Source organism: Nonomuraea sp. NPDC001699, assembly GCF_053596455.1.
The window spans coordinates 1-13,694 of record NZ_JBSFGF010000005.1; the positions used below are offsets into that span (position 1 = coordinate 1).

At 72.8% G+C, this 13,694-nt stretch carries 12 protein-coding genes; 6 read left to right on the forward strand and 6 right to left on the reverse strand.

The genetic code is table 11. From position 1 onward, the window contains the following. Positions 1–141: 141 nt before the first annotated feature. Positions 142–3,228, forward strand: coding sequence for a BTAD domain-containing putative transcriptional regulator (locus ACWCSU_RS16635; RefSeq protein WP_449935794.1), 3,087 nt, complete (start codon positions 142–144; stop codon positions 3,226–3,228). 94 nt (positions 3,229–3,322) lie between these two features. Next, the gene (locus tag ACWCSU_RS16640; RefSeq protein WP_449935795.1) at positions 3,323–4,477 is read left to right on the forward strand and encodes an FAD-dependent monooxygenase; all 1,155 of its coding nucleotides are present in this window, start codon (positions 3,323–3,325) and stop codon (positions 4,475–4,477) included. Here the strand turns inward: ACWCSU_RS16640 and ACWCSU_RS16645 are convergent. The 3 genes from ACWCSU_RS16645 to ACWCSU_RS16655 form a co-directional block, all read right to left on the reverse strand. Further along, a complete protein-coding gene (locus tag ACWCSU_RS16645) occupies positions 4,471–5,289 on the reverse strand; it encodes an SAM-dependent methyltransferase (protein ID WP_449935796.1) in 819 nt (272 codons plus the stop codon). The two genes, ACWCSU_RS16640 and ACWCSU_RS16645, sit on opposite strands and share 7 nt — an antisense overlap. Positions 5,290–5,383: 94 nt before the next feature. Then, a complete protein-coding gene (locus ACWCSU_RS16650) occupies positions 5,384–6,259 on the reverse strand; it encodes a hypothetical protein (RefSeq protein ID WP_357707015.1) in 876 nt (291 codons plus the stop codon). A gap of 33 nt (positions 6,260–6,292) precedes the next feature. Continuing rightward, entirely contained in the window at positions 6,293–7,252 is a 960-nt protein-coding gene (locus ACWCSU_RS16655) for an NAD(P)H-dependent flavin oxidoreductase (protein ID WP_449935799.1), read from the reverse strand. 198 nt (positions 7,253–7,450) lie between these two features. On the opposite strand from ACWCSU_RS16655, the gene ACWCSU_RS16660 reads away from it, so the two are divergent. Beyond that, a complete protein-coding gene (locus ACWCSU_RS16660) occupies positions 7,451–7,636 on the forward strand; it encodes a hypothetical protein (protein WP_357707017.1) in 186 nt (61 codons plus the stop codon). Positions 7,637–7,649: 13 nt separating this feature from the next. On the opposite strand, the gene ACWCSU_RS16665 is transcribed toward ACWCSU_RS16660, so the two are convergent. Beyond that, entirely contained in the window at positions 7,650–8,750 is a 1,101-nt protein-coding gene (locus tag ACWCSU_RS16665; RefSeq protein ID WP_357707018.1) for a serine hydrolase domain-containing protein, read from the reverse strand. Positions 8,751–8,856: 106 nt separating this feature from the next. Here ACWCSU_RS16665 and ACWCSU_RS16670 point away from each other — a divergent pair, with 106 nt between their 5' ends. After that, complete coding sequence (locus tag ACWCSU_RS16670; RefSeq protein WP_449935801.1) at positions 8,857–9,480, forward strand: TetR/AcrR family transcriptional regulator; 624 nt, start codon at positions 8,857–8,859, stop codon at positions 9,478–9,480. Here the strand turns inward: ACWCSU_RS16670 and ACWCSU_RS16675 are convergent. Together ACWCSU_RS16675 and ACWCSU_RS16680 are read right to left on the reverse strand one after the other, a co-directional pair. Further along, positions 9,477–10,271, reverse strand: coding sequence for an N-acetylmuramoyl-L-alanine amidase (locus tag ACWCSU_RS16675; protein ID WP_449935802.1), 795 nt, complete (start codon positions 10,269–10,271; stop codon positions 9,477–9,479). The two genes, ACWCSU_RS16670 and ACWCSU_RS16675, sit on opposite strands and share 4 nt — an antisense overlap. Before the next feature lie 101 nt (positions 10,272–10,372). Further along, positions 10,373–11,992 (reverse strand): carbamoyltransferase family protein, encoded by a 1,620-nt coding sequence (locus tag ACWCSU_RS16680; RefSeq protein WP_449935804.1) that lies wholly within the window; start codon positions 11,990–11,992, stop codon positions 10,373–10,375. A gap of 251 nt (positions 11,993–12,243) precedes the next feature. On the opposite strand from ACWCSU_RS16680, the gene ACWCSU_RS16685 reads away from it, so the two are divergent. Further along, positions 12,244–12,714 carry a hypothetical protein gene (locus ACWCSU_RS16685; protein ID WP_364100023.1) on the forward strand — a complete coding sequence of 157 codons (471 nt, stop codon included), beginning with the start codon at positions 12,244–12,246 and terminating at the stop codon, positions 12,712–12,714. Between the two features lie 305 nt (positions 12,715–13,019). After that, a complete protein-coding gene (locus ACWCSU_RS16690) occupies positions 13,020–13,652 on the forward strand; it encodes a GOLPH3/VPS74 family protein (RefSeq protein ID WP_357707023.1) in 633 nt (210 codons plus the stop codon). Positions 13,653–13,694: the final 42 nt, after the last annotated feature.

The window sequence follows — 13,694 nt, forward strand, 5'->3', positions numbered from 1 at the left end:
CCTTGTTGCCGCCAGACGCTAAGCGCTTGTTGACGGCGCGAAAATACGTATGTTCATCGGTAGGCATACCGACATTTCCGTTACCGCTGGTCACATCAGTCCACGTGCGGGTAGTACGCGCGATGCTGGACAATCGAGCACGTGCAGTTCGGCATCCTGGGCCCCTTGGAGGTGCGGTCGTCCGGCGGCGACGCGATCGCCGTGGGCGGTCCGCGACCGCGTGCCCTGCTCGCCCTGCTGCTGCTGGAGGCCGGCCGCACGGTCGGCGTCGACCGGCTCATCGACGCCCAGTACGGCGAGAGCCCACCGGCGGGCGCGGCCAACGCCGTACAGGCGCAGATCTCCCGGCTGCGGCGCAACCTGCCGGCCGACCTGATCGAGTTCCACGGCGCCGGCTACCGGCTGGCGGTCCCGCCCGAGGACGTCGACGCCCACCGCTTCGAGCGCCTGGCCCGCGAGGGCCGACGGCTGCTCGCGGCGGGCCGGCACGCGGCGGCGGCGGACACGCTCAAGGAGTGCCTGGACCTGTGGCGCGGCCCGGCGCTCGCGGACGTGCGCGAGGCCGCGTACGCGCCGGGGCAGGCCGACCGGCTGGAGGAGCTGCGCCTGGCGGCCCAGGAGGACCTGTACGAGGCCGACCTCCACCTGCCCGAGGCCGAGCCCGCGGCGGGCCTGCGCGAGCTGGTCGCCGCCCACCCGCTCCGGGAGCGTCCGCGCGCGCTGCTGATGCGCGCCCTGCACGCGGCCGGACGGCAGGCCGAGGCGCTGGCCGTCTACGACGAGGCGCGGCGGCTGCTGGCCGACGAGCTGGGGGCCGACCCGTCGCCCGAGCTGGCGGCGCTGCACCTGGCGATCCTGCGGGGCGAGCAGCGGCGGGCCCGCCCCACGCGGTCGGCGCCGCCGCCCCAGCTCACCACGTTCGTGGGCCGGGAGGAGGAGCTGGCGCGCCTGGCCGCGCTGCGCGGGGAGCGTCTGGTGACGATCACCGGCCCCGGCGGCACCGGCAAGACCCGCCTCGCCGTCGAGGCCGCCACCCGCGACCAGGGGACGCAGACGTGCTTCGCGGACCTGTCGCCCGCCGGCGGCGAAGGGCAGGTGCCGCTGCTGGTGCTGAACGCGCTCGGGTTGCGCGAGTCGGCGCTCGGCCCGAGCGTCCCCGGCCTGGCCGACCCCGCCGAACGCCTGGTCGCCGCCCTGGCCGAGCAGGACCTGCTGCTCATCCTGGACAACTGCGAGCACGTCGTCGCCGAGGCCGCCACGCTGGCCCGCCGCCTCCTGGGCGGCTGCCCCGGCGTGCGCGTCCTGGCGACCAGCAGGGAGCCGTTGGGCATCACCGGCGAGCACCTGGTCCCGCTCCCGCCGCTCGGCACCCCGCCGCCGGGCGTCCCGGCCGGGGACGCGCTCGCCTACCCGGCGGTCAGGCTGTTCGCCGACCGCGCCGCCGCCGTACGACCGGGGCTGGAGCTCGACCTCGGCGCGACGCTGAGCATCTGCGCCGCGCTGGACGGCCTGCCGCTGGCCATCGAGCTGGCCGCGGCGCGAGTGCGCACGTTCCCCGTGGAGGAGATCGCCGCGCGGCTGGCCGAGCACGGCCGGTTCCGGCTGCTCTCGCGCGGCGACCGCACGGCCGCCGCCCGGCACCGGACACTGCACGCCGTCGTCGAGTGGAGCTGGGACCTGCTGGACGCCGAGGAGCAGGTGCTGGCCCGGCGGTTCTCGGTGTTCTCCGGCGGCGCCCGGCTGGAGGCGGTCGAGCGGGTGTGCGGCGAGGACAGCGCTGTGCTCCTGGCCGACCTGGTGGACAAGTCGCTCGTCGAGACCGCCGGCGACCGCTACCGCATGCTGGACACCATCCGGCTGTTCTGCGCCGAACGGCTGGCCGAGGCCGGCGAGGAGGAAGGGCTGCGCGCCGCGCACGCCGCCTGGCACCTGGAGCACGCCCAGCGCGCCGAACCCCACCTCTACCGGGCCGAGCAGCTCGAATGGCTGGCCGTGCTCAGGGCCGACGACGCCGACCTGCGGGCCGCGCTGCGCTGGGGCGTCGAGCACGACCCGCCGCTCGCGCTGCGGCTCATCGCCGCCCTGGCCATGTACTGGTGGCTGAGCGGGAGCCGCGGCCAGGCCGTCCAGCCGGCCAGGCGGCTGCTCGACGCGATCGGCCACGAGCCGCCCGCGGACCTGGCCGACGAGTACGTGCTCGCCGTCCTGCACGCCGCCCTCGACGCCGGGTCACCGCACTGGGCGCGGGCCCGCGCGATCATGTCGGAGACCGGCCGGCCGATGCGGCACCGGTTCGCCGCCGCGCTGTGGGGCATGACCGCGGGCCCGCCCGAGGCCGGCGCGGACGGTCCGCGGCGGCGCGGGCTCGGCGAGGACCCGTGGAGCGTGGCGCTCGGCCGGCTCAGCGAGGCGCTGCTCACGCTGCTGAACGGCGGGGTCGTGGCGGCCGAACGGGAGCTGGAGGCCGTGCTGGAGGCGTTCGGTGAGCTGGGCGAGCGCTGGGGCAAGGCGCAGGGGCTCGACTGGCTGGCGCTGGTCGCGGGCTGGCGCGGCGAATGGGCGCGGGCCATGGAGCTGTGGGAGGAGGCGGTCCGGCTGCTCGACGAGCTCGGGGCGCTGGACGAGCTGGCCGACGTGCTGTGCCGGCGGGCCGGCGCCCGGCTGCGCGCGGACGGCCCGGCGGCGGCCAGGGCCGACTACCTGCGGGCCCGCGACATCGCCCGCGAGGTGGGCCGTCCGGAGCTGACGGTGACCGTGCACGTGGGGCTGGCCGACCTGGCCAGGATCGAGGGGAACCTCGGCGAGGCCGCCGAACGGCTGCGGGACGCGCTGGCCGCCGCCGGTCAGGGCGGCCCGGCGGCCGGCGGCACCGGGTCGCAGGTGTCCACGGCGCTGGGCCGGCTGGCCCAGGCCAGAGGCGGGACGGTCGAGGCCGTGGCCCGGCACCGGGAGGCGGTGGCCGCCGCCCGGCGCTCGCCGATCGGCAGCGACCTCGCCGACGCCGCCGAGGGCCTGGCCGAGGCCGTCCTGCCCGACGCGCCGGAGCGGGCCGCGCTGCTGCTCGGCGTCGGCGTGGCGCTGCGCGGCATGGCGGTGACCGGCGACCCCGACGTGGCCGCCACGGCCGCCGCCGCCACGGCCGCGCTCGGCCCGGAGCGCTTCGCCGCCCTCTACGCCCGCGGCGCCGCGATGACCAGGGAAGAGGCCCTGTCCACGGCCCTGCTCTGAGGCGGCACTTCCCCTGACAGTCCGCGCGGCCCGGGACGGCGGTTGTCAGCCGGTCGTCGCCGGGCTGTCAGCGCTCCCGGCGAGGCTTGCCGACATGAGAGACCACCTGAAGAACACCAACATCCTCGTCTCCGGCGCCAGCATCGGCGGCCCCGCGCTCGCCCACCTGCTCGCCCGCCGCGGCTGCAACGTCACCGTCGTGGAGAGGGCGCCGGCCCTGCGCGAGGGCGGCCAGGCCGTGGACTTCAAGGGCGAGACCCACCGCACCGTCCTGACCCGCATGGGCATCCTGGACGACGTGCGCCGCCTCCAGACCGGCGGCACCGACCAGCATTTCGTGGACGCCTCCGGCCGCACGGTCGCGGTCATGCCCGGCGAGTTCAGCGGCGGCGACATCGAGATCCGCCGCGGCGACCTGGCCCGCCTGCTGTACGAGCGCACCGCCGGCTCCTGCGAGTACGTGTTCGGCGACTCCATCACCTCGCTCACCGAGACCCCGGGCGGCGTGCACGTCACCTTCGAGCGTTCGGCCCCCCGCACGTTCGACCTGGTCGTGGGCGCGGACGGCATCCACTCCAACGTCCGCAGGCTCGCCTTCGGCCCGGAGTCCGACTACGTGGACTTCCTCGGCCACTACTACGCCCTGGTGGAGCTGGACGCCGACTTCGGCCCCCACGGCCAGATGTACAACGAGCCCGGCAGGATGGTCGCGGTCGGCGGGCCGAAGGCGACGGCGTTCTTCGTCTTCGCCTCCGAGCGGCTCGACTACGACCGCTACGACACCGAGCAGCACAAGGCGATCCTGGCGCGGGCCTACGCCGGGATGGGCTGGCGCACCCCGCAGGTCCTCGACGCGCTGCGCGGCGCCAAGGAGGTCTACCTCGACTCGCTCAGCAGGGTGAACATCGACCGGTACTCGACGGGCCGGGTGGTGCTGCTGGGCGACGCGGCGTACGGCAACACGCTGGGCGGCTTCGGCACCGGGCTGGCGCTGGTGGGCGCGTACGTGCTGGCCGGGGAGCTGGCGGCGGCGGGCGGCGACCACCGCGCGGCCTTCGCCGAGTACGAGCGCCAGATGCGCGGCTACGCCAAGATCGCGAAGAGCGGCAACGCGGGCCCTTTCCTGGCTCCCGGCACCCCCGCCCGCATCCGCATGCGGAACTGGACCTTCAAGGTCGGCTTCCTGTTCCGCCTGATGATGAAGCTGACCGACAAGTTCGCCACGGACATCACGCTCAAGGACTACTGAGCGGCCACCCGGCCCACGCCGGCGTCGAGCCGGAGCCGGGGCGTGCCGTCCACCAGCGGGAGGTGGCCATCGTCGGCGAGCCGCCAGTCCTGGACGGGCACCAGGCCGGGCCCGATCAGCTCGAACCCGTCGAACAGCCGCAGCACTTCGCCGTGGCTGCGGAACACGCCCTGGGCGGGCGAGCCGGACGTGGCCAGGTGGAGCTGGGCGATGGCCTCGGGAGAGCTCTCGGCCATCGCGTGGGAGAGCACCAGATGGCTGCCGGGGGCCATGGGCTTCCTGAAGGCGGCCACGATGCCGGACGGGTCCTCGGCGTCCATGACGTAGTGCAGCACGCCGACCATCAGCACGCATACCGGCTGGTCGAAGTCGATCAGGCCGGTCACGTGCGGGTCGGCCAGGACGTCGGCCGGTCTGCGCAGGTCGGCCTGGATGCCGGCGACGCCCGGCTGGTCGGCGAGCAGCACCTGGGCGTGCAGGCGCACCATCGGATCGTGGTCCACGTAGATCACCCGGCAGGCCGGGCTCACCTCGCGGACGGCCTCGTGGATGCTGGGCGAGGTGGGGATGCCGGTGCCGAGGTCGATGAACTGGCGCACGCCCTGCCGGGCCACGTGGCGCACGGCCTCGATCTGGAAGCGGCGGTTGGCCCTGGCGACGGCGCGGGCGTCGGGCGCGACGGCCAGCAGCCTCTCGGCCACCGCGCGGTCAATGGCGACGTTGTCCTTGCCGCCGAGCAAATAGTCGTACACCCGGGCGGAGCTCGGTACGGTCGGGTCGACTCCGGGGGGAACGCGTTCCAGCTCAGACACGGCGGCTCATTTCCTCGCCTACCAATGTTCGACGGCCATACTACTCGGTAACTTCTGGCCCGGCCGGGAAGTTCCCGACATATCGGAACACGTTCTACTTCGCCGCGTAGCCGCAGGAGCGAGGGTCGTCGAGCTCGGGGTCCAGCTCGATCCGGCTCAGCACCGTCGCGTCGATCGGACGCCGGATCGTGCCGGCCGTGGCGCAGTCGTAGAACACGTACGCGCCGGAGTCCTGGCCGAGCACCAGCCAGCGTTCCCCCTTCGACAGGAGCCTGCCGCCGTCGTCGCGGACCTCGGCCCACTGGTTGGAGAAGCCGGTGAGCTGGAGCACGAGGTTGGCCTCGCCGCGGTCGTGCACCGCCTCGGCCCCCTGCGTCATCCAGCCCACGAGCACGAAGCCCAGGCCCACCCCCACCAGCGCGCCCGTCAGCACCCGCATCGCGGCCCGTCCCGTGGGCCTGGCCCGCAGCAGCCGGTACGGCACCAGCAGGCAGAACAGCCCGACCACCACGACCGTGATCAGCACCGGCGTGCCGGTGACGTCCAGGATGCCGAGCATCCCCCAGTACGCCACCCCCGACAGCGCCGCGCCGACCCCGGCGGCCAGCCACGGCTGCTCCCGTGCCCGGTCGAGGGCGCGTCCGGCCGCGCCGCGGGTGATCCGGTCGAGCAGCCACCAGACGCCCACGACCAGGCCGAGCAGCGGCAGCAGGGTCAGGAAGAGCAGCACCAGCGTCGCCACCAGATGGCCGAAGATGCTCGCCTGGGTGAGCCCGGCCTGCTCCGGGGTGATGCCGAAGGTGTCATAGACGCTCTCGAAGCCCAGGTAGAGCAGGGCGTACACGGCGACGGCGATCGGCACGACGACCGTACCGATCTTCTCCATCACCTCCAGCACGCTGCCCCTGGCGGGCGCGGTCTCCGGAGGCACGGTCCCGGAACGCGTCGCGGGCAACGTCTGATTCGTCATGGCACAAGAGGATGCATCAGGCGGGGACCGGCGTCATCCGTCGGGCGTGGCGAAGCGGCGCAGCAGCGTGGCCGCCTCGGCGAACCCGGCCACCACGTCGGCGGCCGTACGCTGCTCGCGCACCATCCCGACGGCCTGGCCCGCGTAGACGCAGGCGGTGTCGAAGTCGCCGTCGCGGCGGGCGGCGGCGATCCGCGCCGCGGCCTCCTCGTCGGCCGCCAGCTCCTCCTCGTGGCCGGCCCAGCGATCGAAGAAGGCGTTGCGCAGGGCCCGGCCGCCGTACTCCACCGGCCAGTCCAGACGCTGGGCCACGTCGAAGACGCGGCCGTAGACGGTGTCGGTCTCGGCCGCGGCCAGCACGCGGGCCGCCGCCGTCCCGGACAGGGTGGTCTCCGCGCAGCCCATGAACGCCGTGCCGGCCCACGCCCCCTCGGCCCCCGCCGCCAGCACGGCGGCCAGCCCGCGCGCGGTGGCGATGCCGCCGGCCGCCAGCACCGGGACGCGGACGGCGTCCAGCACGCTCTGGAGCAGCGGCAGCGTGCCCACGTCGGCGCGGCCGTGCCCGCCCGCCTCGGCCCCGCGCGCGACGACCGCGTCCACGCCGGCCTGCTCGGCGGCGCGGGCCTCGTCGGTGGTGCCCGCCTGGGTGACGACCGTGATGCCGGCCTGCCGCAGCTCCTCCACGTACCGCTCGTACGGCCCGAAGCTCACGGAGACGAGCCGGGGCCGGGCCGCGAGCACGGCCTCGAACTGGGCCGGGTTGCCGGGCAGCGCCCAGGCCATGAGCCCGATCCCGTACGGCCGCCCGCTCCCGGCGGCGACGGCGGCCTCGGCCTCGATCCAGGAGGCGGGCGCGGAGGAGGCGACCCCGATCACGCCGAGCGCGCCGGCCGCGGACACGGCGGCGGCCAGCCGGCCCGCCCCCACTCCGGCCATGGGCGCGCCCACCAGGGGCACCGTCAGCCCGAACCGCTCGGTCAACCACGTACGCACGCCGGTCCCCCTCCTCTGGCCCCTGCCGTTGCCAGTCTCGCAGCACGTCTTACGGAGGCTGGCGGGAGGGGGACAACGCAGGATCCGTACGAAAGTAGAGCCGGATGACCGATGCGCCGGAGGCGGAGGCTGTGCATCCTGGTGGGGACGGGTCCGGCGCGCGTGGCCTGTTGTGAACCCGAGAGGAGTCGCCAGCACATGGAAAGCGCTGCAACCCGCCCTACCGTGGTCCTGGACAACGGTGTCGTCGGCCGGATCATGCTGGCCCACCGGTCGAGGCGCGATCTCGTGCTCGTGATGGGCATGGACGGCACCCTGCTGAGCTGCGACCTCGACGGCATCGCCTGCGTGGTCGGCGGCCGCCCCCTGTGCCGCGACGGCTGATCCCCCGCTACGGTCAGGAGCGGGCCACCAGGGCGGCCAGTTCGCCGACGGCGGTGAAGTCGTTGGTGAGGCGGTTCTTGGTGAGGGCGACGGCGGTGCCGGTCGCCGTGTCGGCCCACGCGTAGCTGCCGCCCGCCCCGCCGATGCCGAACGCCGTCGCACCCTCCTCCGGCGAGCCGCCGGGAAGCCCGATGGTGAACCCCAGACCCCACGTCGAGGGCATGCCGAAGACCTCGTCCGGGCCGCTGTAGGCCACCGCGGTCGCCTCGCGCAGCCGCTCCGGCGAGATCAGCCGGACGCCGTCCACCTCGCCCAGCAGGGCGGCGTACATGCGCGCGACGGCCCTGGCCGAGGTCTTGCCGCCGGCCGGGATGTCGGCGGTCAGGTAGTCGGGCCTGCTGCCGAGGGCGGCGTTCGGCATCAGCTCCATCGGCCCGGCCTTGAACATCGGCAGGTCGGCCGGCATGTCCCCGAACGCCGACGGGTCCATCGGCACGTCCTCCAGCCGGGCCAGGCGGTGCTGCTCCTCCGGCGGCATCCCGAAGTAGAGCTCGCGGGCCACGCCCAGCGGGCCGGAGACCTCCTCCAGCAGCACCTGCGAGATGCGCTTGCCGGTGGTCCTGCGGACGATCTCGCCGACGAGGAAGCCGAAGGTGTAGGCGTGGTAGCCCATCTTCGTGCCGGGCTCCCACCACAGCTCGGCGTTCTCCAGGGCGGCGACCATCTTGTCCCAGTCGCAGACGTCCTCGGGGGTCGTGTCGAGCGGCACGCCGGGCACGCCGGCCGTGTGGGTCAGCACGTGGCGGACGGTCACGCCCTCCTTGCCGTGCCTGGCGAACTCGGGCCACAGGTCGGCGACCGGGGTGTCGTAGTCGTACAGGCCGCGCTCGGCCAGGATGTGGGCGACGGCCGAGGTGGCGCCCTTGCCGATGGAGAAGTTGTAGAACGGGGTGTCGGAGGTGACCGGCCGGCCGGTCTCGGGGTCGGCCACGCCCGCCACCACGTCGACGACCTGCGTGCCGTCCCGGTAGACGGCCACCTGCAACCCGCGCTCGACGCCCGACTCGACCAGCTTGTCGGCGGTCTCCTGCACCTGCTGCTGAAGATCTGTCATGAGGTCGTCACTCCTGTCGCTTTCGGGAACTAGACGGTACAGTACTCAGATCAGTACGGAACTGTCCAGTACTGTGGGAACACATGATCGAAAGATTGGTGGGTCAGTGCCGGAAGAGGACGGGCGGGCCGCCCGCAAACGCAGGCAGATCCTGGACGCGGCGCACGCCGTGTTCCTGCGCAACGGCTACGTGGGCGCCAGCATGGACGAGGTCGCCTCGATCGCCGCGGTCTCGAAACAGACGGTCTACAAGCACTTCAGCGACAAGGAACAGCTCTTCGCCACGATCGTCCTCGACACCGCGAACCAGATCCAGGGCCTGGCCGAGCTGATCGCGCAGTCGCTGGAGGGCAACCAGGACCTGGAGAAGGGGCTGCGCGAGCTGGCCCACGAGTTCCTCGACGCGATCATGCAGCCCGACGTGCTGCGGCTGCGGCGTCTGATCATCGCCGAGGCCGACCGGTTCCCCGACCTCGGCCGCACCTGGTACCGGCAGGGCTTCGAACGGTCGCTGGAGGCGATGGCCACCGCCTTCGGACGCCTGGCCGGGCACGGACTGCGTCCCGTGGACGATCCGCGGCTCGCCGCCGAGCACTTCGTCGGCCTGCTGCTGTGGATCCCGGTGAACAGGGTGATGTTCTCCGGGGGCGGCGACCACCACACCGAGGCCGAGCTCGACCGGCTCGCCGACGCCGCGGTGGAGGTGTTCCTGCGCGCCTACGGCGCCTAACCGGCCAGGAACTGCTTGAGCCCGGCGGCCAGCGCGCCGGCCATCTCCTCCCGGAACTCGCCGTCGGACATCTTGGCGGCGTCGCCCGGGTTGGCCATGTTGCCGCACTCGATGAACACCGCCGGGCGGGTGGACAGGTTGAGCCCGCCCAGGTCGGTGCGGGTCTGCAGGCCCTGCTCGCCGACGTAGGTGGCGTATGGGATGCCGGTGCCGTCGCGGAAGGCGTTCCGGACGGCCACGCCGAGCTTCCTGGACGGCTGGATGATCGCGTCGTTGTGCCCGGGCACCAGGCCCGGCATGATCACGTGGAAGCCGCGGCTGGCCGGCGGCGCGCCGTCGGCGTGGATCGACAGGACGGCGTCCGCCCGCGCCTTGTTGCCGATGGCCGCCCGCTCGTTGATGCAGGGGCCCACGCCGGTGTCGTCCGGTCGGGTCAGCACCACCTTGGCGCCCATGTCTTCGAGGCGCGGCTTCAGGCGGCGGGCGACGTCCCAGGTGAAGGCGTGCTCGGGGTAGCCGGCGGCGGTCTGGGTGCCGGTGGTGTTGCAGGGTTTGCGCCCGGTGATGATGTCGACCGGCCGGTTGATCTCCTTGGGGTGGGAGGCGTTGCCGCCGTTGTGTCCCGGATCGAGCACGACGGTCTTCCCGGCCAGCGCGTTCCGTGTCTCCTGCGACGGCGAGGCGGAGGTCACGACCACCCCCTGGGTGGTGCGTACGGGGCCGCCGCCGCAGGCCGCCGACAGCCCGGCCAGGGCGATCAGCACCACGGGGACGGCTGGGTGAACGCGCATGCGTCCGACCGTAACTCCGGCCGGCCCGTCGACCCCGTCACCCACTCTGACCTGCGGCAACCATGACCTCGATTTGGGTTTCACCGGCATGGACGCCCGAGCTAGTCGCGGTCCCAGGTCACGCCGGGGATCGGCGGCTCCTCGCGCTTGCGGATCAGGTAGGGCGGCATGACCAGGGCGTGCAGGTTCGTCGAGAGCAGGGTGTCGATCGACTGCTCGGGCGTCTCGGTCAGCGGGTCGCCGGGGCCGTTGAGCGAGGTGTTGATCAGCACCGGGGAGCCCGTGGCCTCGTGCCACCTGGTCAGCAGGGCGTGCAGGAACGGCGTGGCCGACTCCTCCACGGTCTGGAGCCTGGCCGTGCCGTCCACGTGCGTCACGCCGGGCAGGCTCGCGCGGTGCTCGGGGCGCACGTCGGCGGAGTACTGCATGAACGGGGCCGGGCGGTCGACGCCGAACAGGCGCCCGGCGTGCTCGGCCAGCACGAGCGGGGCCAGCGGGCGGAACCATTCGCGGCCCTTGATCTCGAAGTTGACGTAGTCCTGCATGTCCGGTCTGGCCGGGTCGGCGATGATGCTGCGGTTGCCGAGGGCGCGCGGGCCCGACTCGCTGCGGCCCTGGTGCAGGCCCACGACGCGGCCGCTCTCCAGCAGCGACACCATCGCGCCGACCAGGTCGTCCGGCTGCTCGGCCACCAGGCCGTCCGGCAGGCTGCGTACGGCGGCGGTGATCTCGCTCTCGTCCGGGTCGGGGCCGAGGAAGTCGTCGGTCCAGCGGAAGCGGCTCTCGACGCCGAGGCATTCGACGAGGCCGTACAGGGCGCAGCCCACGGCGGTGCCGCCGGCGTGCGGGCTCGGCGGGATGAACACCTCGCGGAACGGCGACTCGCGCACGATCCGGCCGTTGGCCGCGCAGTTGAGCGCGACGCCGCCGGCGAAGGCCAGGCTGTCCAGGCCGGTCTGCCCGTGCAGCCAGGCGACCACCTGGGCGAGGGCGTTCTCGAAGACCCGCTGGCCGGCCGCGGCCAGGTCCGCCGCGCGGGAGAAGCGCTCGCCGCCGGGCTCGTAGACGTAGGCGTCGTGCTGGCCGAACGTCTCGATCCACTCCTCGGGGATGAACACCTCGTGGCCGCGTACGTCGAGGTCGGGCAGGCCGTACACGTACGCGTCGCCGAAGGGGGCCAGGCCCGTCACCTTGCCTTCGTGGCCCTCGCCCTCGGGCCACAGCAGCCTGGTCAGCAGCGCGTAGAAGCAGCCGAGGCCGGCCGGTCGCGTCCAGTCGCCGTCCCAGAGCTGCTTGGCCAGGCACTCGATCTCGCCGCCGCGCTCGCAACGGTAGAACGAGGCCACCTCCAGCATGTCGTCGCGGGTGCCCTTCGGCAGCGGGACCGCCTCGGTGAAGTCCCTGACCCGGCTGCCGTGCGCGTCGATCACCAGGCCCGCCGCCCGGTCGAACGGCGAGGGCGGGAACGCGCTGTAGAGGTGGCTGAGATGGTGGGAGACCAGGACGACCCGGGCGTCCTCCTTGAGGTTCAGCGTCTCGCGCAGCTCCTCCTCGTAGGCGTCCTTGTGCTCGATCTCGGTGTCGGAGGAGTATCCCTCGACGACGAGGTCAACGGGCTCCTTGAGCAGCGGCATCTCGGGAAGGTACAGGTCCGGCAGGTCGCCGAGACGGCCCCAGTGATGCCTGCGCCGGCTGATGCGCTCCTTCTGCAGGCTGTACATGCCCGACTCGCCCACAGCGACAGCAACAGAACCATCCTGAGCGCGATTTATGCCGACAACGATGGGAACATCCGCCATCTCTGATGCCTCCTGGGCTGTGATCACCGGCATCAGTACCCGAGCTTCGGACAAGACCATCCCTCAACCGCGTAACGGACACGTCAGCCCGGACCCGCCCGCGAATCCGGCAGAACTTGTGGGCCGAGTGCGCAGTCAAACCCTGCATGACGACGAAGCACACAATCGCGGCCGTGACCCTCGCGGCGGGCGTCGCGCTGGCCGGGATCTCCTCGCCCGCGCTCGCCGCCCCGACCTTCGGCCCGCTCGGATACGGCGGGGTCACGCTGGGCATGACCGCAAAGGCCGCCCAGGCCACCGGGAAGATCGTCCACAAGCCCGCCCTCGACTCCGACAGCTGCTCCGGCTGGGACCTCAAGGCCCAGCGGACGGGCCGCGACGCGGTCGGCCTGTTCATCTCCAAGAAGCGGGGCGTGGCGATCATCTTCGCGCCGAAGGGCGTCAAGACGCCGCAGGGCATCGGCATCGGCTCGACGGACGCCCAGCTCAAGCGCGCGTACGCCAAGAAGCTGCGGACGGCCGAGAGCGGCTTCCCGTACGTCGCCGTGCCGGGCAACCCGAAGGCCCACTACTACTTCCTGCTCTCCAAGGGCAAGATCTACGAGATGGGCCTGGCCCTGGACAAGCAGGACTGCGCGAACTGAGCGACGACTCGTCCACAGGTGGACGAAGGGCCCGGCCGAAACCCTGGAGTGTGATCCACATCACTCCCCCTGGCCGAGCGGGCGCGGACACGATCCGGTCGCGGCAGCCCGCCCATCAGGCGATCATCGGCTTGAGGGCCCCCGAACGGACGGCACCGGCTTCTCCGTGAAGCCGGTGCTCTTTTATTTCCCGATAAATAGGGTCTAGCCCGGAGATGTGGTTCTTGGTAGAAATTGCCGCTGGCGGCTACACGCTGCTCCCTGAACCGGTCATCCACCAATTCCTATAGTGAGCGGGCCGATTTTTGCTTGCCGATGATTTCTTCTTCGTCTGCTGGGACGCGACGGGCTCGGGCAAGCCTCGGCTCCATGTCGCCGGCGTGGCGCTCGGCCTGGCCGGGGCGCTGCTCGCGGAGCTGGTGCTGGAGCAGCGGATCACCGTTGAGGGCGTCCGGCTGCGGGTGGTCGACCAGCGCCGGGTCCCGGACGAGCTGGCCGGAAAGGTGCTGACCGAAATCGGCAATTCCCCTCAGCACACCGATGTGCGAACCTGGTTGGCCTACCTCGCACAACGCTCGGTCACCGAAGTCACCGCCCGCCTGATGGGTAATGGTCTGCTCGAACGCGAATCCCCGAGGCTGCTCAAACGTAAACAATTCCGCTATTTCTCGCACGACTTCAACCGGGCCATGTGGCCCGCCGCGCGGCTGCGGCTGGCGCTGGTGAAGTGGCAGCCGCTGACCCCGCACGACATGGCGCTGGCGGCGCTGGCCGAGGCGTGCGACCTGACCGACGTCGTCGTCGAGGACCCGGCCGACCGGCGCGGCGCCCACCAGTACCTGACCACGGTGCTGGCCGCGATGCCGCAGCCGCTGAGCGACCTGGGCCGCCAGGTGAGCGCCGCCGTCGGCGACGCCGTCCTGACCTACCGGACGTGACCCCGGACCGCCCGCCCTGACCCCGCCTCACGGAACCCCCAG